Raw genomic sequence first — 15,470 nt, 5'->3', positions numbered from 1 at the left:
ATCAGCAGTCATGAAAACGACTTTTCTTCCTTCCCTGACCCGTTCCCTGGCGCTGGCCGCGTTGGCGCTGGCCGCCACGGCCTGCAAAGACCAGCTCGAAGAATACAACCCCAGCGGCTCGACCGCCGAGGCCGTCTTCACCACGCCCGAAGGCTTCGAAACGGCCGTGAACGCCGCCTACACCTACAACCGCGCCCTCTACGGCAAGGAAGCCGGCTACGCGCTGCTCGAAGTGGGCACCGACATCTGGACCAACGCCGCCAACAACGGCGGCACCGTGGTGAGCGGCGTGAGCCCGCAGCCGGCCCTCACCACCTACCAGGGCCTCAACGCCGACAACATCTGGGTGAAAGCCCAGCTCTGGCAGCAATGCTACGCCGGCATCAACCTGGTAAACCAGGCCCTGAAGTACGTGAACACGGCCGGCCTGCTGCCGGCGCGCCGCCCCGTGCTGGAGGCCGAGCTGCGCTTCATGCGGGCCTGGTACTACTACCACGTGGCGGAGTCCTTCGGCGACGTGCCCCTGCGCCTGGAGCCCACCGAAGGCGTGGTGACCACCGCCACCCGCGCCGCGGTAGCCGACGTGTACAACCAGATTTTTCAGGACGTGGATTTTGCCGTGGCCAACCTGCCCGTGACCACCGCCGACTACGGCCGCATCACCAAGCCCGCCGCCGAAGGCTTTGCCGCCAAAGTGTACCTCACCCGCGGCCAGTACCAGCGCGCCGCCAACCTGGCCAAGCGCGTGGTGAACAACTACACCGCCCAGGGCGTGCGCCTGGTGACGCCGTATTCGGACTTGTGGGACTTCGCGAAGCAGAAAAACACCGAAGTGCTGTGGGCCGTGAACTACTCCACCAACCTGGCCTTCAACGCGGGCAGCAACCTGGGGCACACGTTCTTTCTGATGGACTACAGCACGCTGCCCGGCATGCAGCGCGACGTGCTGAACGGCTTTGCCAACGTGCGCTACATGCCCACGCGCTTCCTGCTCGACCTGTTCAACGAGCAGAACGACGCCCGCTACGCCGCCACTTTCAAGCAGGCCTGGCTGAGCAACAACGCGGCCACCATTCCGAAATGGACCGCCGCCGAAGTGGCCCAGAACCCCACCGGCCTAGCCGGCCTCACGGGCCAGAACAAGTATGCGCTGGGCGACACGGCCGTGCTCACCACCAAGCGCTCGATTGACAATTTCCAGCAGCAGTTCACGCGCCGCTACCGCTACCGGGTGTACGACCTCGACGACATGTACAACACCGACGGCACGCCCAAAGACCGGTTCCATTACCCCTCGCTGAAGAAATTCGACGACCCCACGCGCGCCACGGCCACCGTGACCGAAAGCGCGCGCGACGCCAACCTGCTGCGCCTGGGCGACATCGTGCTCATTGCCGCCGAAGCCCAGTTCCGCCTCAATAAGCTCGATTCGGCGGCCCTCTACATCAACCAGATTCGCACCCGCGCCGCCCTGCCGGGCCGCACCGCCGCCATGCAAATCACGGCCAGCCAGGTCACGCTCGACTTCATTCTGGACGAGCGCGCCCGCGAGCTGGCCGGCGAGCAGGTGCGCTGGTTCGACCTGAAACGCACCGGCAAGCTCCTCGACCGCGTGCGGCTCTACAACCCCGACGCCAAACCCAACATCCAGGACTTCCACGTGCTGCGCCCCATCCCGCAGAGCGACATCGACGCCGTGACCAACAAGGGCGAATTCAAACAGAACCCCGGCTACTAAGCCGTGACCGTGCAAAAACACCACCCCCCAATGAACCACCGCCGCGCCCTATTCGCCGCTCTTTTTGCTACTGCTTGCGCTGCGCCCGCGGCCCGCGCCCAGTACCCCACCATTCCGCCCGAAGTGCAAGCCAAGGCCGATGCGGCCCTGGCCGAAGCCGAAAAACGCTCGGAAGAAGCTTGGCAGAAGGCCCTGCCCATCGTTCAGGCCGAAGCCAAAGCCGGCAAGCCCTACGTGCCCTGGGCCGCCAAGCCCTCGGATTTGCCGCAGTCGAAACGCCTGGCGTTTCCGGGCGCAGAGGGCGGCGGAGCCTACGTGTTTGGGGGGCAAGGTGGCAAGGTGTACGTGGTGAAGAGCCTGGCCGACAGCGGCCCCGGCACCCTGCGCGAAGCCCTGGAGCAGGGTGGCGCCCGCATCATCGTATTCAACGTGGCGGGCATCATCAAGCTGCAAAGCCCCATCATCATTCGGGCGCCCTACGTCACCATCGCGGGCCAGACGGCGCCCGGCGACGGCATCTGTGTGGCTGGCGAGTCGATTTGGATTAACACCCACGACGTGGTGGTGCGCTACCTGCGCTTCCGCCGCGGCGCCATGGACGTGGCCCGGCGCGATGATGGCCTGGGCGGCAACCCGGTGGGCAACATTATCATCGACCACGTGTCGGCGAGTTGGGGACTGGATGAGAACATGTCCATCTACCGCCACGTGTACCACAATCCCGAAACCGGCAAGGCCGACAAACTGCCGACGGTGAACGTGACCATTCAGAACTCCATCTTCTCGGAGGGTTTGGACACCTACAACCACGCCTTCGGCAGCACTATTGGCGGTTTGAACAGCCTGTTTACCCGCAACCTGTGGGCGAATAACATTGCCCGCAACCCCTCGGTGGGCATGTACGGCGACTTCAACTTTGCCAATAACGTGGTGTTCAACTGGTGGAACCGCTCGGCCGATGGCGGCGACAACCACTCGGAATACAACTTCGTGAACAATTACTACAAGCCCGGCCCCATCACGCCCGCCGGCCAGCCCATCAGCTACCGCATTCTCAAGCCCGAGTCGGGCCGCGACAAGAACGCGAAGAACCTCTTCGGCAAAGCCTACGTGGCCGGCAACGTGGTGGCGGGCAACGACAAAGTGACGCAGGACAACTGGGCCGGCGGCGTGCAGGTGGAGGACCAGCCCGACGCAGCGAAAGTGGTGGCTGAAATCCGGACCGATAAGCCCTTCACGCTGCCCAACATGAATACCGTGCTGCCCGCCCAGGAGGCCTACCAGTACGTGCTGGCCAACGTGGGCTGCACCCTGCCCCGGCGCGACGCCGTGGACGCCCGCATCGTGGAGGACGTGCGCACCGGCAAAATCACCTACGCCAAAAATGCCCAGCCCACGCCCAAAAGCCCCTACATCAAGCGCCGCCTGCCCGAGGATTCCTACAAAAATGGCATCATCACTGACCCCGCCCAGGTAGGCGGCTACCCCGACTACAAGGGCACTCCCTACGCCGATGCCGACAACGACGGCATGCCCGACAAATGGGAAACCGCCCACGGCCTCAACCCCCAAAGTGCCGCCGACGCCACCCAGGACCGTGACAAGGACGGCTACGCCAACATCGAGGAATACCTCAACAGCGTGGTGCCGCTGCAAAACGTGCGGCCCAATGCCGGCAAGGCGAAGTCTTAAAACGAACGTCATGCAGAGCGCAGCGAAGCATCTCGCTCGTGCCACTAACCAGATTGTTTACTCTAGCACGCGAGATGCTTCGCCGCGCGCTGCATGACGTTCTTCTGCTTAGGCTGGGAGCTTACCGCAAACCGAATGACCCTGAAAACCCGCTTCTCTGCGCTGCTTTTGCTGCTGCTAGTATCCTTTGCACCGGCCGCCGAACCCACCGGCCCGCTCAAAGTATCGCCCAACGGCCGCTACCTGATGACGGGTAGCGGCAAACCGTTTTTCTGGCTGGGCGATACCGGCTGGCTCCTCTTCAGCAAGCTCAAGCGCGAGGAAGCCGAAACCTACCTCGAAGACCGCCGCAAAAAAGGCTTCAACGTGATTCAGGTGATGGTGCTGCATCAGGTGCCCATCGCCAACGTCTACGGCGACTCGGCTCTGCTGCACGCCAACGTGGCCCGGCCCCTCACCACGCCTGGCAACTCGCCCACCGACGCCGCGCAGTACGACTACTGGGACCACGTCGACTACATCGTGGACCTGGCGGCCAAAAAGGGCCTCTACATGGGCATGGTGCCGGTGTGGGGCACCAACGTGAAGAACGGCAAGGTGAATCAGGCGCAGGCCAAAACCTACGCCACCTTCCTGGCCGAGCGGTATCGAAACCGCCCCAACATCATCTGGCTCAACGGCGGCGACATTGCCGGCTCCGATTCACTCAAGGTGTGGAACACCATCGGCGCTACGCTGAAAGCGGTGGACCCCAACCACTTGGAAACCTATCACCCGCGCGGCCGCACGCAGTCGTCGGACTGGTTTCACAATGCCAGCTGGCTGGATTTCAACATGTACCAGTCGGGCCACCGCCGCTACGAACAGGACACGTCGAAAAACGAAACCAACCACTACGGCCAGGACAACTGGCGCTACCAGCAGGCCGACTATGCCCTGAAACCGGCTAAGCCTTCGCTCGACGGGGAGCCTTCTTATGAAGGCATTCCGCACGGCCTGCATGACATTACCCAGCCCCGCTGGACCGACGCCGACGTGCGCCGCTACGGCTACTGGTCGGTGTTTGCGGGCGCGTTCGGCTACACCTACGGGCAGAACTCGGTGATGCAGATGCACAGCAGCTTCGACAAGGGCAGCGCCTACGGCTCGAAAGAGTTGTGGTCGTCGGCCATCAACGCGCCGGGCTCGGCCCAGATGCAGTATTTGAAGCAGCTGATGCTGTCGCGGCCCGGCTACTTTGAGCGCGTGCCGGACCAGTCGTTGATTGCCGGCGAAGTGGGGGAGAAGTACAACCGCCAGTTTGCCACGCGGGGCAAGAATTACGCCTTTGTTTACACGTATAATGGGCGGAATATGAAGGTGAATATGGGCAAAATTGCCGGCGCAAAAGTGAAGGCCTCGTGGTATAGCCCACGCGATGGCAAAACCATCGCCATTGGTACCTTTCCGAATAAAGGCACCCAGGAATTCAACTCGCCCGGCGAACACAAGGACGGCAACGACTGGGTGCTGATTCTGGATTCCATCAGCTAAAGCGCCGTGTCTAACTCCCTCACCAAATCCTTATTCATCCTCGGCAGCGCCGCACTGCTGAGCTCCTGCTCCAAAGAGGCGTACATGTTCACCTCCTTCCGCGAGCCGGCCACCGACGGGCTGCACTTCCTCTACAGCTACGACGGCTACAAGTGGCAGGACGCGGGCAAGTCGTTCCTGACGCCGCAGGTGGGCCCGAGCAAGCTCATGCGCGACCCCAGCATTGCGCAAGGGCCGGATGGCACCTACCACCTCGTGTGGACCTGCGGCTGGAAGGGCGACAAGGGCTTTGGCTACGCCAGCTCGAAGGATTTGGTGCACTGGTCGGAGCAGCGCTTCATCGACGTGATGAGCCACGAACCCGGCACGGTGAACGTGTGGGCCCCCGAAATTTTCTTTGACCCTCCCACGCAGCAGTTTCTCATCGTGTGGGCCAGCACCATCCCGCTACGCTTCCCCAAAGGCCAGGAAGAAGAGGACAACAACCACCGTCTCTACTACACCACGACCAAGGATTTCAAGACGTTTTCCGCCACGAAGCTCTACCTCGACCCCGGTTTTAGCGCTATAGATTCCGAAGTGCTGCGGCGCGGCGTCGACGATTACGTGCTGGTGGTGAAGGACAACACCCGGCCCGAGCGCGACATCAAAGTAGCATTCGGCCCCACGGCCACCGGGCCGTTCCCGAAGGTTTCGGCCCCCTTCACGGCCAACTTTACCGAAGGCCCCAGCGTGGCCAAACTGCCGCATAATCAGTGGCTGATTTATTATGACGCCTACCGTGAGAAGAAGTACGGCGCCGCCAAAACCAGCGACTTCCTGACCTTCACCGACGTCTCGGCCCAGGTCAGTGTACCAACGGGCCACAAGCACGGCACCATCTTCATGGTGCCCCGCAAGACACTTAAGAATCTGTTGCAAACCGCGCCGGTAGGAGGGGCGGCCGCAACTTCAGCTACAGGAAAACCATGAGTAAAGCTCAACTGCCGGCAGGATGTAGGGTGGATTCTGCGAGTCCGCGCACTGGCGAACGCCCTAGTAGGGCGCGGAGTTGCAGTGTCCACGCTACGGTGCTGGCGGCGCTGCTGCCCGCCCTTGGCCACGCCCAAACCGCGCCCGTCGAAACCATCCGCTACACCGGCACCACGCTTAGCAACGTGGACTACCACCACGGGCAGCTGCGCCCGGCCATCGGCACGCACGCCCGGCAGGTGCTGCGCGCCAACCGCGAGCACCCCGACGCGGCCAACGGCGAGGGCTGGACCTATAACCACGCCCCGATGCTGGCCTACTGGCAGGGGCAGTTCTACTACCAGTACCTCAGCAACCCCGTGGGTGAGCACGTGCCGCCCGGCCGCACCCTGCTGCTGACCAGCAAGGACGGCTACACCTGGACTAACCCCACCGTCATTTTTCCGCCCTACAAGGTGCCCGACGGCTTCACCAAGCCCGACCAGCCCGGCAAGGTGGCCAAAAACCTGATGGCCGTGATGCACCAGCGCATCGGCTTCTACACCTCGAAGAAAAACCGCCTGCTGACGCTGGGCTACTACGGCGTGGCCCTCGACGCTAAGGACGACCCCAACGACGGGCAAGGCATCGGCCGGGTGGTGCGCGAAGTGCTGCCGGGCGGCAAATTTGGCCCGATTTACTTCCTGCGGAACAACAAAACCTGGGATAAGTCGAAGTCCACCTACCCTTTCTACACCACCAGCAAGGATAAAGGCTTCGTGGCGGCCTGCGAGGAAATCCTGGCCAACCCGCTGATGATGCAGCAGATGGTGGAGGAGCAGGACAAGGACGACCCGCTCATTCCCATCAAAAAGGATTACAAGGCCTTCAGCTATTACCACTTGCCCGATGGCAACCGCGTGGTGGGCCTCTGGAAGCACGCCCTCACCACCATCAGCCCCGACGGTGGCAAAACCTGGCCCAACCCGGTTATTCGGGCGCCGCATTTTGTGAACAGCAACGCCAAAATCTGGGGCCAGCGCACTTCCGACGGCCGCTACGCCACGGTATACAACCCCTCGGAATTCCGCTGGCCGCTGGCCATTTCGACTAGCGAAAACGGCCTCGACTACACCGACCTCTGGCTGGTGCACGGCGAAATCACGCCCATGCGCTACGGCGGCAACTACAAGAGCTACGGCCCGCAGTACGTGCGCGGCATCCAGGAGGGCGACGGTGTGCCGCCCGACAAAAAGCTGTGGGTGAGCTACAGTGTGAATAAGGAGGACCTGTGGGTGGCCACGGTGCCCGTGCCCGTGCGCGCCACCGCCAGCAGCCACGCCAATGAGGTTTTCGCCCAGCTGCCAACCGGGCAGGAACTGGACCAGTGGAACACCTACAGCCTCGTGCAGGCCCCGGTTGAAGTCGGCAAGCTGCCCGATGGCTCGAAGTGTCTTGTGTTCAAGGACTCCGACCGGTTCGACTACGGCAAGGCCGAGCGCGTCATCCCCGAAAGCAAGCAACTGGTGGCCGAACTCTCAGTAGTGCCCGGCCAAAACGACCACGGCCTGCTGCAAATCGAGTTTCAGGATGCCAAAGGCCAGCCCGCCGTGCAGTTCAGCTTCGACTCGACCGGCACACTCAGCTATAAAGCCGGGGCCCGCTTCAAGGGCGTGACCAAGTACCAGCCCAACCAGCCGCTGGACCTGAAAGTGACCCTAGACGCTCCAAGCCGCACCTGCACCGTCACAGCCAACGGCAAAACCAGCACCTTCATCTTCTTCGCCCCAGTCGCTGCATTCGAGCGGGTGATGTTCCGCACTGGTCCGGCCCGCCATTTTCCCACGCCCGACACCCCCGCCGACCAAGCCTACGACCTACCCAAAGCTGGCGAGTCGGAGCCGCTAGCCGTGTTTTACCTGAAGGCGCTGAAGACGTCAGCGCCTGACCCGGCTGCAAAAGGGTTGGGTAAAAACTAAAACGACCACAATCCAGAACGGTCATGCAGAGCGCAGCGAAGCATCTCGCGTGCTCAAGTAATCAATACGGATTGCAACGACCCAAGCGAGATGCTTCGCTGCGCTCTGCATGACCATTCTTTCTGACTTTCGATTCCCCACAATTTCCACTGTGTTCAAATACCTACTAGTCTTCCTGCTGCTCCCGCTGAGTCAACTCCACGCCCAGCGCACCGAAACCCAGATGCTTTCTGGCACGGGCAACGACAAAACCGTGAAGTGGCAATTCTACTGCACCGCCGGCCGCAACTCGGGCAAGTGGACCACCATCCCGGTGCCATCGAACTGGGAACTGCAGGGCTTTGGCAAATACAACTACGGCCACAACAAAGACACTGCTCGCGGCAAGGAAAGCGGCCTCTACAAGTACCAGTTCAAGGTACCGGCGAACTGGCAGGGCAAGGTCGTGAACATCGTGTTCGACGGCTCGATGACGGACACCGAGGTCAAAATCAACGGGCAGTCGGCCGGGGCCGTGCACCAGGGTTCGTACTACCGCTTCAAATACGACATCTCGAAGCTGCTCAAATACGGCAAAACCAATCTGCTCGAAGCCACCGTGGCCAAGCACTCGGCCAACGAATCGGTGAACGACGCCGAGCGGCGGGGCGACTTCTGGCTGTTTGGCGGCATCTTCCGGCCGGTATTTCTGGAAGCGCTGCCGGTGAGCCACATCAGCCGCGTGGCACTGGATGCGCGAGCCGATGGCTCCTTCAAAGCCAACGTGCATACGGGCGGCGCGGCCGATGAAGTGGTGGGCCAGCTCTACACCCTGGGCGGCCAAAAAGTGGGCGGCGAGTTCCGGGCGGCCGTGGCGGCGGGCAGCCCCGCGCAGCTCCAAACCACCGTTTCCAACCCCCAACTCTGGACTCCCGAAACGCCCACCCGCTACCGCCTCGCCCTGACCTTGCGCCAGGCCGGCCAGGCCGTGCACACGCTCAGCCAGCCCTTTGGCTTCCGCACCGTGGAACTGCGCGAGCGCGAAGGCTACTACGTCAACGGTGTGAAAATCAAGTTCAAGGGCGTAAACCGGCATTCGTTCTGGCCCAGCTCGGGGCGTGCCACCAGCAAGGCGCTGAGTATCATCGACGTGAACCTGATGAAGGACATGAACATGAACGCCGTGCGCATGTCGCACTACCCGCCCGACGACCATTTCCTAGCCGCCTGCGATTCCCTGGGTCTGTTTGTGTTCGATGAGGTAGCCGGCTGGCACGCGGCCTACGACACGCCCACCGGCACCAAACTCACCGAGGAAATGGTGATGAAAGACGAAACCCACCCCAGCATCATCGGCTGGATAAACGGCAACGAAGGCGGCCACAACTTCGACCTCGACCCTGTACTCGACCGCATGGACCTGCAAAAACGCCCAGTGGTGCACGCCTGGCAGGTGTTCCGCGGCACCGATACCCAGCACTACATCAACTACGACTACGGCAACGGCACCCACCTGCACGGCCACAATATTGTGTTTCCTACCGAGTTTCTGCACGGCCTCTACGACGGCGGCCACGGCGCGGGTCTCGAAGACTACTGGGAGCAAATGTGGCGCGAGCCGCTCTCGGCCGGCGGTTTCCTCTGGGACTTTTCCGACGCCGCCGTGGTGCGCACCGACAAAGGCGGCATCCTCGACACCGACGGCGACCACGGCCCCGACGGCGTCCTGGGGCCCTACCGCGAAAAGGAAGGCAGCTACTTCACCATCAAAGAAGTATGGAGCCCCGTGTTCTTCGAGCGCCGCGAAATCACGCCCGCCTTTGATGGCATCTTTCGGGTGCAGAACCGCTTTACTTACACCAATCTGAGTCAGTGCAAGTTTAGACATCAGCTATACCGCCTGCATGGTCCTATCGGTACCGGTACCCTAGCTACTTCCAATGCTAGTATCGTGGCCCCCACTGTGGCCCCCACCGAAACCGGAAATTTGCGCCTCAACCTACCTGCTGACTGGCAAACTTACGATGTGCTCTACGTCACGGCCACCGACCCCGCCGGCCGCGAAATCTACACCTGGAGCTGGCCCATTGCCCACCCCGCGCAGGTGGCCCAGCGGCTGGTGCCCATCACCGGCCCCGGCACCGCCAGCCTCACCGAAACCGACTCGCTCTACACCACCACCGCCAACGGCGTCACATGTACGTTTAGCCGCCGCACCGGCCTGCTACGCCAGGTCCGCAACGCCAAAGGCCTCATTCCGCTCACCAACGGCCCCGTGCTAGCCGAGGGTGAAACCGCCTTCGAAGGCCTCACCCAGCACCAAGACGGCGCCAACGTGGTCATCGACGCGAAGTTTGGCAAGGCCAGCCGCTACCAGTCGCTGCAATGGACGGTGTACCCCTCGGGCTGGGTCCGCATGACGGCCAAGTACTTCCCCAAAGACTACGATTTTGCCCTGGCCGGCCTCAGCTTCAACTACCCCGAAAAGGAGGTGCGCGGCATTCAGTGGCGCGGCGACGGCCCCTACCGGGTCTGGAAAGACCGCCTGAAAGGCACCAACCTAGGCGTCTGGACCAAGGCCTACAACAACACCAGCACTGGCGAGCCCGACGGCACCAAGAGCCCGCTCTATCCCGAGTTCAAGGGCTACTACTCCAACTTCTACTGGCTCACGCTCCAAACCACCGGCCAGCCCCTCACCATCGTCTGCGACCAGGAAGACGTGTACCTGCGCCTCTTCACGCCCCGCTTCGCCGCTAAGCCCTACAACACGGCCCCGGCCTTCCCCAGCGGCAACCTCTCGTTCATGCACGGCATCACGCCCATCGGTACCAAGTCGCAAAAAGCCGAAAACATGGGCCCTATGGGCAAAACCAATATGTACTACGACTACAGCAAAGACCCGTCCTACGCCAAGGAAATCACCCTCTACTTCGATTTCACCGCCAAGCCTGCCGCCCCCAAGGCTGTCGGGAAGCGGTAGGGAGGGGCGCAGCTTTGCAACTTTAGAACTGTCATGCTAAGCGAAGTCGAAGCATCTCTACCGCTTCGTTGCTATCTTTAAGCAAGGTTTAGTAGTTCAAGAGTTGCGCTAAATAATCCAGTCATGGCAAAGCTGACCCGGTACAATAGCTTCGAAGAATTGAAGGCGGCTCCGCTGGAAAATCCATTATCGCCAGCAGAGCGCGCTAAGGCACATGCAGAATTCGAGGCACTGATGAAGCGTTTGCAACAAGAGTTTGCCGCTCAGAAGAAGCTAAAGTCCTCTAATGAACGATAATACACTTGGCAGCCTCGTAGCCGTTTGTAGCATTCTCAATAAACATGCGGCTGAATACTTAGTGGTGGGCGGTAGCGCTGTCATACTACACGGCTACTTCAGGCTTTCTACTAATGCTGCCGGTATAGTTGCAGACAAACCAGATTTAGATTTTTGGTATAATCCAACATATAGCAACTACTTCAAGATTTTGAAGGCGTTGGAAGAGTTGGGGCAAAATGTCTCAAAATTCAAAGCCGAGCAATCGCCTAATCCTGGGAAATCATTTTTCAGGTACGAGTTTGAACAGTTTACACTTGACCTTTTACCAAGTTTGAGGGCTCCGCTAAAGTTTAATGCCGCTTTCGTGACTAGGGAAACAGTCGTGTTCAGCGAAATAGAAATTCCCTTTCTAAATCTGGATGACTTGATAGCGGATAAAGAAGCCAATGCCCGGCCAAAGGACCTGGCGGATATAGCGCAATTGAAAGCCCGCCGCGCTTCCGAGGAGGGGTAATGAAGCGGTAGAGATGCTTCGGCTGCGCTCAGCATGACCCGGTGTATCTTGCCACCTCCATGCAGCCCACCCCGCTACCCACCAAACCCCATTACCCCATCCTCGACGGCCTGCGGGGCGTGGCGGCCCTTATGGTGGTGGCCTTTCACCTGTGCGAGGCCCACGCCACCAGCCACCTCGACCAGGTGATTAACCACGGCTACCTGGCGGTGGATTTCTTCTTTTTGCTGTCGGGGTTCGTGATTGGCTACGCCTACGACGACCGGTGGGGCCGCCTCACGGTGGGCGGTTTCTTCAAACGGCGGCTGGTGCGGCTGCAACCCCTGGTGGTGCTGGGCATGGTGATAGGGGCGGGGATGTACTACTTCCAGGCGTCGGCGCTGTTCCCCATCATCGGCCAGACGCCGGTGTGGAAGATGCTGCTGGTCATGCTCATCGGCTGCCTGATGGTGCCGGTGCCGCCGGCCCTCGACGTGCGGGGCTGGCACGAAACCTTTCCGCTCAACGGGCCGGGCTGGTCGCTGTTTTTTGAGTACGTGGCCAACGTGCTGTACGCGACGGTGGTGCGCCGCTTCTCCAACGTGGCGCTGGGCATCTTGGTGGTGCTGGCGGCGGGGGCGCTGCTGCACCTGGGCCTCACCAGTCCCCAGGGCGATGTCATTGGGGGCTGGTCGCTGGAGCCCGCGCAGCTGCACATCGGCTTCGCCCGCATGACGTATCCGTTTTTTGCGGGGCTGCTGCTGTTTCGGCTGGCGCGGCTGCGGCCAGTGCAAAATGCCTTTTGGTGGTGCAGCCTGGCGGTGGTAGTGGTGCTGGCCATGCCCCGCGTCGGCAGCCCCGCGCAGCTGTGGCAAAATGGGCTCTACGATGCGCTCTGCATCATTTTCGTCTTCCCCGGCATCATCTTCTTCGGGGCCAGCGGGGCGGTGCGCTCGGGCGCGGCCCAGCGGCTGTGCCGCTTCCTAGGCGATATTTCGTATCCGATTTACATCACGCATTACCCGCTCATCTACACCTACACGGCCTGGGTCGCGACCCATAAAGTGTCCTTGCGCGAGGGCTTGCCCGTGGCGGCGCTGGTCTATCTGGCGGCGGTGATTCTTGCTTATGGGTGCTTGAAGTTTTACGATGAGCCGGTGCGGGAATGGTTGAGGAAGAAGGTGTTGAGGGATGGGGTTTAAGTTGCGTCAGGGAAGTTTTTTCTGTAATGAAATAAATAAAGTAAAGTCATTTTCTCTTGCTATATTGCAGGTGAAATTGGATTTTTCACATTGTTTCAAGGATTTCCAATATCATTCTGTCACATAATTAGTAAAATTGAAAATCATGGCCGACAAGAAAGTAATATTCGTAGCATTTGCAATCGAAGATGTAAGGCAAAGAGATTTCTTAAAAGGACATACTAATTTGGCCCATTGCCCATTCGAGTACATAGATATGTCTGTAAAAGAGGCTTATGATAAAGACTGGAAAGACCGGGTGAGGACTCGTATCCGTCGTTCGCATGGAGTAATAGTCTTAGTTAGCAAGGATTCGCTAACGTCAACTGGGCAGAAATGGGAAATTGAATGCGCAAAAGAAGAAGGTAAACCTATTCTAGGTATTTGGGTATACACAAATGACCGAACATTCTTAGCAGGCGTTTCCACTAAAGAATGGACTTGGGATACAATTGGAAGTTTCATTGATAAAGTATAATCTGTAGTATTATGAAGATTGCATTGATTGTTGGGATAAATTTTTACGAACATGGCGGCTCATTGTACGGTTGTGTCAATGATGCTTATAGCGTAAAAAGTATGCTAGAAAGGAACGACGGCGGCTCCGTGAATTTTGATTGCAAATTATTAACTGCATCATCAGATAGAGAAAAAATAAAAAGAGGTGCTTTAAAGGATTCAATTCAAAAATTGTTTTCAACTAAAGCAGAAACTGCGTTGTTTTATTTCGCAGGCCATGGGCATATAGAGGCAACTGGGGGCTATCTTCTTGCTTCTGATGCAAGCCGTGGTGATGAAGGAGTGTCATTGTCAGAAATACTCGTGATGGCAAATTCCTCCCCAGCTACTAATAAGATTATTATACTGGATAGTTGCCATTCCGGAATTGCAGGAGATGCTCCAGGTAAAGATGATATGGCAAATCTTACAGAGGGATTAACAATACTTACAGCTTCGACTAAAGAACAGTATGCTTCAGAAGAGGATGGAAGTGGTGTATTCACATCGTTATTAGTAGATGCGCTGAGCGGTAGTGCTGCTAATCTTGTAGGTGAAATAACTCCTGGCAGCGTTTATGCTCATATCGACCAGTCTTTAGGTGCTTGGGAGCAAAGACCTGTATTTAAGACAAACGTTAGGAATTTCGTTTCTCTTCGTCAAGTTGCGCCAGCTATTCCTTTAGAGGAACTGCGCCAAATCTATGAACTGTTTCCGACGCCTGGTTTCGAATTTCCTTTAGACCCAACCTATGAACCCGAGATGAAAGGCCGTGGAGAGGATATGCCATTGCCTATTGAAGAAAATACACGCAAGTTCGCAACTCTGCAAAAATTTAATAGACTAAATCTTCTAGTGCCTATTGGTGCTCCTCATATGTGGCACGCAGCGATGGAAAGCAAAGCTTGCAAATTAACCGCGCTTGGTGAACACTATCGTAGATTAATAAAAAAATCGAGAATTTAAGCTCATGCTTTTGTTTAGGATATACGAAAACGAGTAATAATCGATTTTTATGAAGTACGATGTATTCATCAGTCATTCGAATAAAGACAAAGTATTTGTCCGTAAACTCGCTAATGATTTAATGCATAATGGTGTATCTGTTTGGTTGGATGAGTGGAATATTAATTTAGGTGATTCGTTTGTAGACGTTATAAATCAAGCAGTGCTTGATTCCAGATTTATGTTGGTGATAATGTCACCTGATTATTTCAATTCTAAATGGACACAGCAAGAATTAATACTTGCTATGAGTAAAGAAGTTGATGATAAATCCATAAAAACAATACCTATTATGTATAGGGATTGTCAAATCCCCAGTGTCATTGCATATAAACAGTACGCGGACTTTCGTGATGAGGGTGCTTATTCTGTTAATTTTAACATGCTATTACGTGACTTATTTACGATAAATAAGGAGGATTTGTCCTTTAATAGTGTCGATAATATCGAGTCTAAAGAACATATTATTGGTTCGAGTAAGGAAAGTATTAATAAAGGAGAGCTTGACCAGTTAAAAGACATATTAAAAGAAGCAGTTGATGCTCTGAAATCTCAGCCTAGCAGTAAATCAGAAGAAGTCCTAGTAGATGATAAACTTTGCTTTACTGTTATGCCTTTTTCAGTTGAAGAATTAAATATAGTTTATGAGGATTTTGTTAAGCCAGCTGTTGAGGAGTTTTGTAATTTAACTTGCGAAAGGGGCGATGATGTTTTTGGGTCGAATGTGGTAATGGATGATATTAGAAAAAGCATTGAAAAAGCAAGGATAATTATTGCAGATTTAACTGGTCGAAATCCAAATGTATTCTATGAGGTTGGTATTGCTCATACCTTAAATAAACCTGTTCTGCTATTGTCTCAAGATGTTGAAGATATTCCCTTTGATTTGAGGCACAGAAGAATATTGATTTACGAGTATAGTCCTAGAGGATGTAAAAAGCTTGAGAAAGACATTGTTAAAAGCATAAATTCTATGATGAAATAGTTGAACGCTAATACGATTGCTAGCAGAATAGTATAACTAAAGGCTGCATTTTCACCCCCATTCCACCATCCTCCCCACACCATGCACAAATCGACCAGATTCGTGCTAACATCC

Annotated in this window: 12 protein-coding genes; all 12 read left to right on the top strand. The window is 57.2% G+C overall.

Annotated elements, in window-relative coordinates:
* Nucleotides 1-10 precede the first annotated feature (10 nt).
* Nucleotides 11-1,738 carry a RagB/SusD family nutrient uptake outer membrane protein gene (locus tag JAO73_RS15565; RefSeq protein ID WP_198978062.1) on the top strand — a complete coding sequence of 576 codons (1,728 nt, stop codon included), beginning with the start codon at nt 11-13 and terminating at the stop codon, nt 1,736-1,738.
* A 30-nt stretch (nt 1,739-1,768) separates the two neighbouring features.
* Nucleotides 1,769-3,430, top strand: a complete 1,662-nt coding sequence (locus JAO73_RS15560) for a pectate lyase family protein (protein ID WP_198978061.1) — start codon at nt 1,769-1,771, stop codon at nt 3,428-3,430.
* A gap of 135 nt (nt 3,431-3,565) precedes the next feature.
* Nucleotides 3,566-4,963, top strand: a complete 1,398-nt coding sequence (locus JAO73_RS15555; protein ID WP_198978060.1) for a glycoside hydrolase family 140 protein — start codon at nt 3,566-3,568, stop codon at nt 4,961-4,963.
* Between the two features lie 6 nt (nt 4,964-4,969).
* Entirely contained in the window at nt 4,970-5,935 is a 966-nt protein-coding gene (locus tag JAO73_RS15550) for a glycoside hydrolase family 43 protein (RefSeq protein ID WP_317191232.1), read from the top strand.
* 98 nt (nt 5,936-6,033) lie between these two features.
* A complete protein-coding gene (locus JAO73_RS15545) occupies nt 6,034-7,893 on the top strand; it encodes a six-hairpin glycosidase (protein WP_317191231.1) in 1,860 nt (619 codons plus the stop codon).
* Nucleotides 7,894-8,044: 151 nt separating this feature from the next.
* Nucleotides 8,045-10,855 carry a glycoside hydrolase family 2 protein gene (locus JAO73_RS15540; protein WP_317191230.1) on the top strand — a complete coding sequence of 937 codons (2,811 nt, stop codon included), beginning with the start codon at nt 8,045-8,047 and terminating at the stop codon, nt 10,853-10,855.
* Between the two features lie 123 nt (nt 10,856-10,978).
* Nucleotides 10,979-11,152, top strand: a complete 174-nt coding sequence (locus JAO73_RS15535; protein WP_198978058.1) for a hypothetical protein — start codon at nt 10,979-10,981, stop codon at nt 11,150-11,152.
* Nucleotides 11,142-11,648 carry a nucleotidyl transferase AbiEii/AbiGii toxin family protein gene (locus JAO73_RS15530; RefSeq protein WP_198978057.1) on the top strand — a complete coding sequence of 169 codons (507 nt, stop codon included), beginning with the start codon at nt 11,142-11,144 and terminating at the stop codon, nt 11,646-11,648. Before JAO73_RS15535 ends, JAO73_RS15530 begins: the two co-directional genes overlap by 11 nt.
* A gap of 59 nt (nt 11,649-11,707) precedes the next feature.
* Nucleotides 11,708-12,829: an acyltransferase family protein gene (locus JAO73_RS15525; RefSeq protein ID WP_198978056.1), complete on the top strand. Its 1,122-nt coding sequence runs from the start codon at nt 11,708-11,710 to the stop codon at nt 12,827-12,829.
* A gap of 145 nt (nt 12,830-12,974) precedes the next feature.
* Complete coding sequence (locus JAO73_RS15520; RefSeq protein WP_198978055.1) at nt 12,975-13,346, top strand: TIR domain-containing protein; 372 nt, start codon at nt 12,975-12,977, stop codon at nt 13,344-13,346.
* Nucleotides 13,347-13,357: 11 nt separating this feature from the next.
* Entirely contained in the window at nt 13,358-14,332 is a 975-nt protein-coding gene (locus JAO73_RS15515; RefSeq protein ID WP_198978054.1) for a caspase family protein, read from the top strand.
* 49 nt (nt 14,333-14,381) lie between these two features.
* On the top strand, nt 14,382-15,356 hold the full coding sequence (locus tag JAO73_RS15510; RefSeq protein WP_198978053.1) for a toll/interleukin-1 receptor domain-containing protein: 975 nt from the start codon (nt 14,382-14,384) through the stop codon (nt 15,354-15,356).
* Nucleotides 15,357-15,470: the final 114 nt, after the last annotated feature.

Origin of the sequence: Hymenobacter miniatus, from assembly GCF_016427455.1 — a bacterium.
Taxonomy (GTDB): domain Bacteria; phylum Bacteroidota; class Bacteroidia; order Cytophagales; family Hymenobacteraceae; genus Hymenobacter; species Hymenobacter armeniacus.
This window is presented reverse-complemented; position numbering and strand designations above follow the sequence as displayed.

Coding starts and splice junctions, on each gene's coding strand:
- JAO73_RS15565 (WP_198978062.1), top strand. CDS start 11: ATGAAAACGACTTTTCTTCCTTCCCTGACCCGTTCCCTGGCGCTGGCC.
- JAO73_RS15560 (WP_198978061.1), top strand. CDS start 1,769: ATGAACCACCGCCGCGCCCTATTCGCCGCTCTTTTTGCTACTGCTTGC.
- JAO73_RS15555 (WP_198978060.1), top strand. CDS start 3,566: ATGACCCTGAAAACCCGCTTCTCTGCGCTGCTTTTGCTGCTGCTAGTA.
- JAO73_RS15535 (WP_198978058.1), top strand. CDS start 10,979: ATGGCAAAGCTGACCCGGTACAATAGCTTCGAAGAATTGAAGGCGGCT.
- JAO73_RS15530 (WP_198978057.1), top strand. CDS start 11,142: ATGAACGATAATACACTTGGCAGCCTCGTAGCCGTTTGTAGCATTCTC.
- JAO73_RS15525 (WP_198978056.1), top strand. CDS start 11,708: ATGCAGCCCACCCCGCTACCCACCAAACCCCATTACCCCATCCTCGAC.
- JAO73_RS15520 (WP_198978055.1), top strand. CDS start 12,975: ATGGCCGACAAGAAAGTAATATTCGTAGCATTTGCAATCGAAGATGTA.
- JAO73_RS15515 (WP_198978054.1), top strand. CDS start 13,358: ATGAAGATTGCATTGATTGTTGGGATAAATTTTTACGAACATGGCGGC.
- JAO73_RS15510 (WP_198978053.1), top strand. CDS start 14,382: ATGAAGTACGATGTATTCATCAGTCATTCGAATAAAGACAAAGTATTT.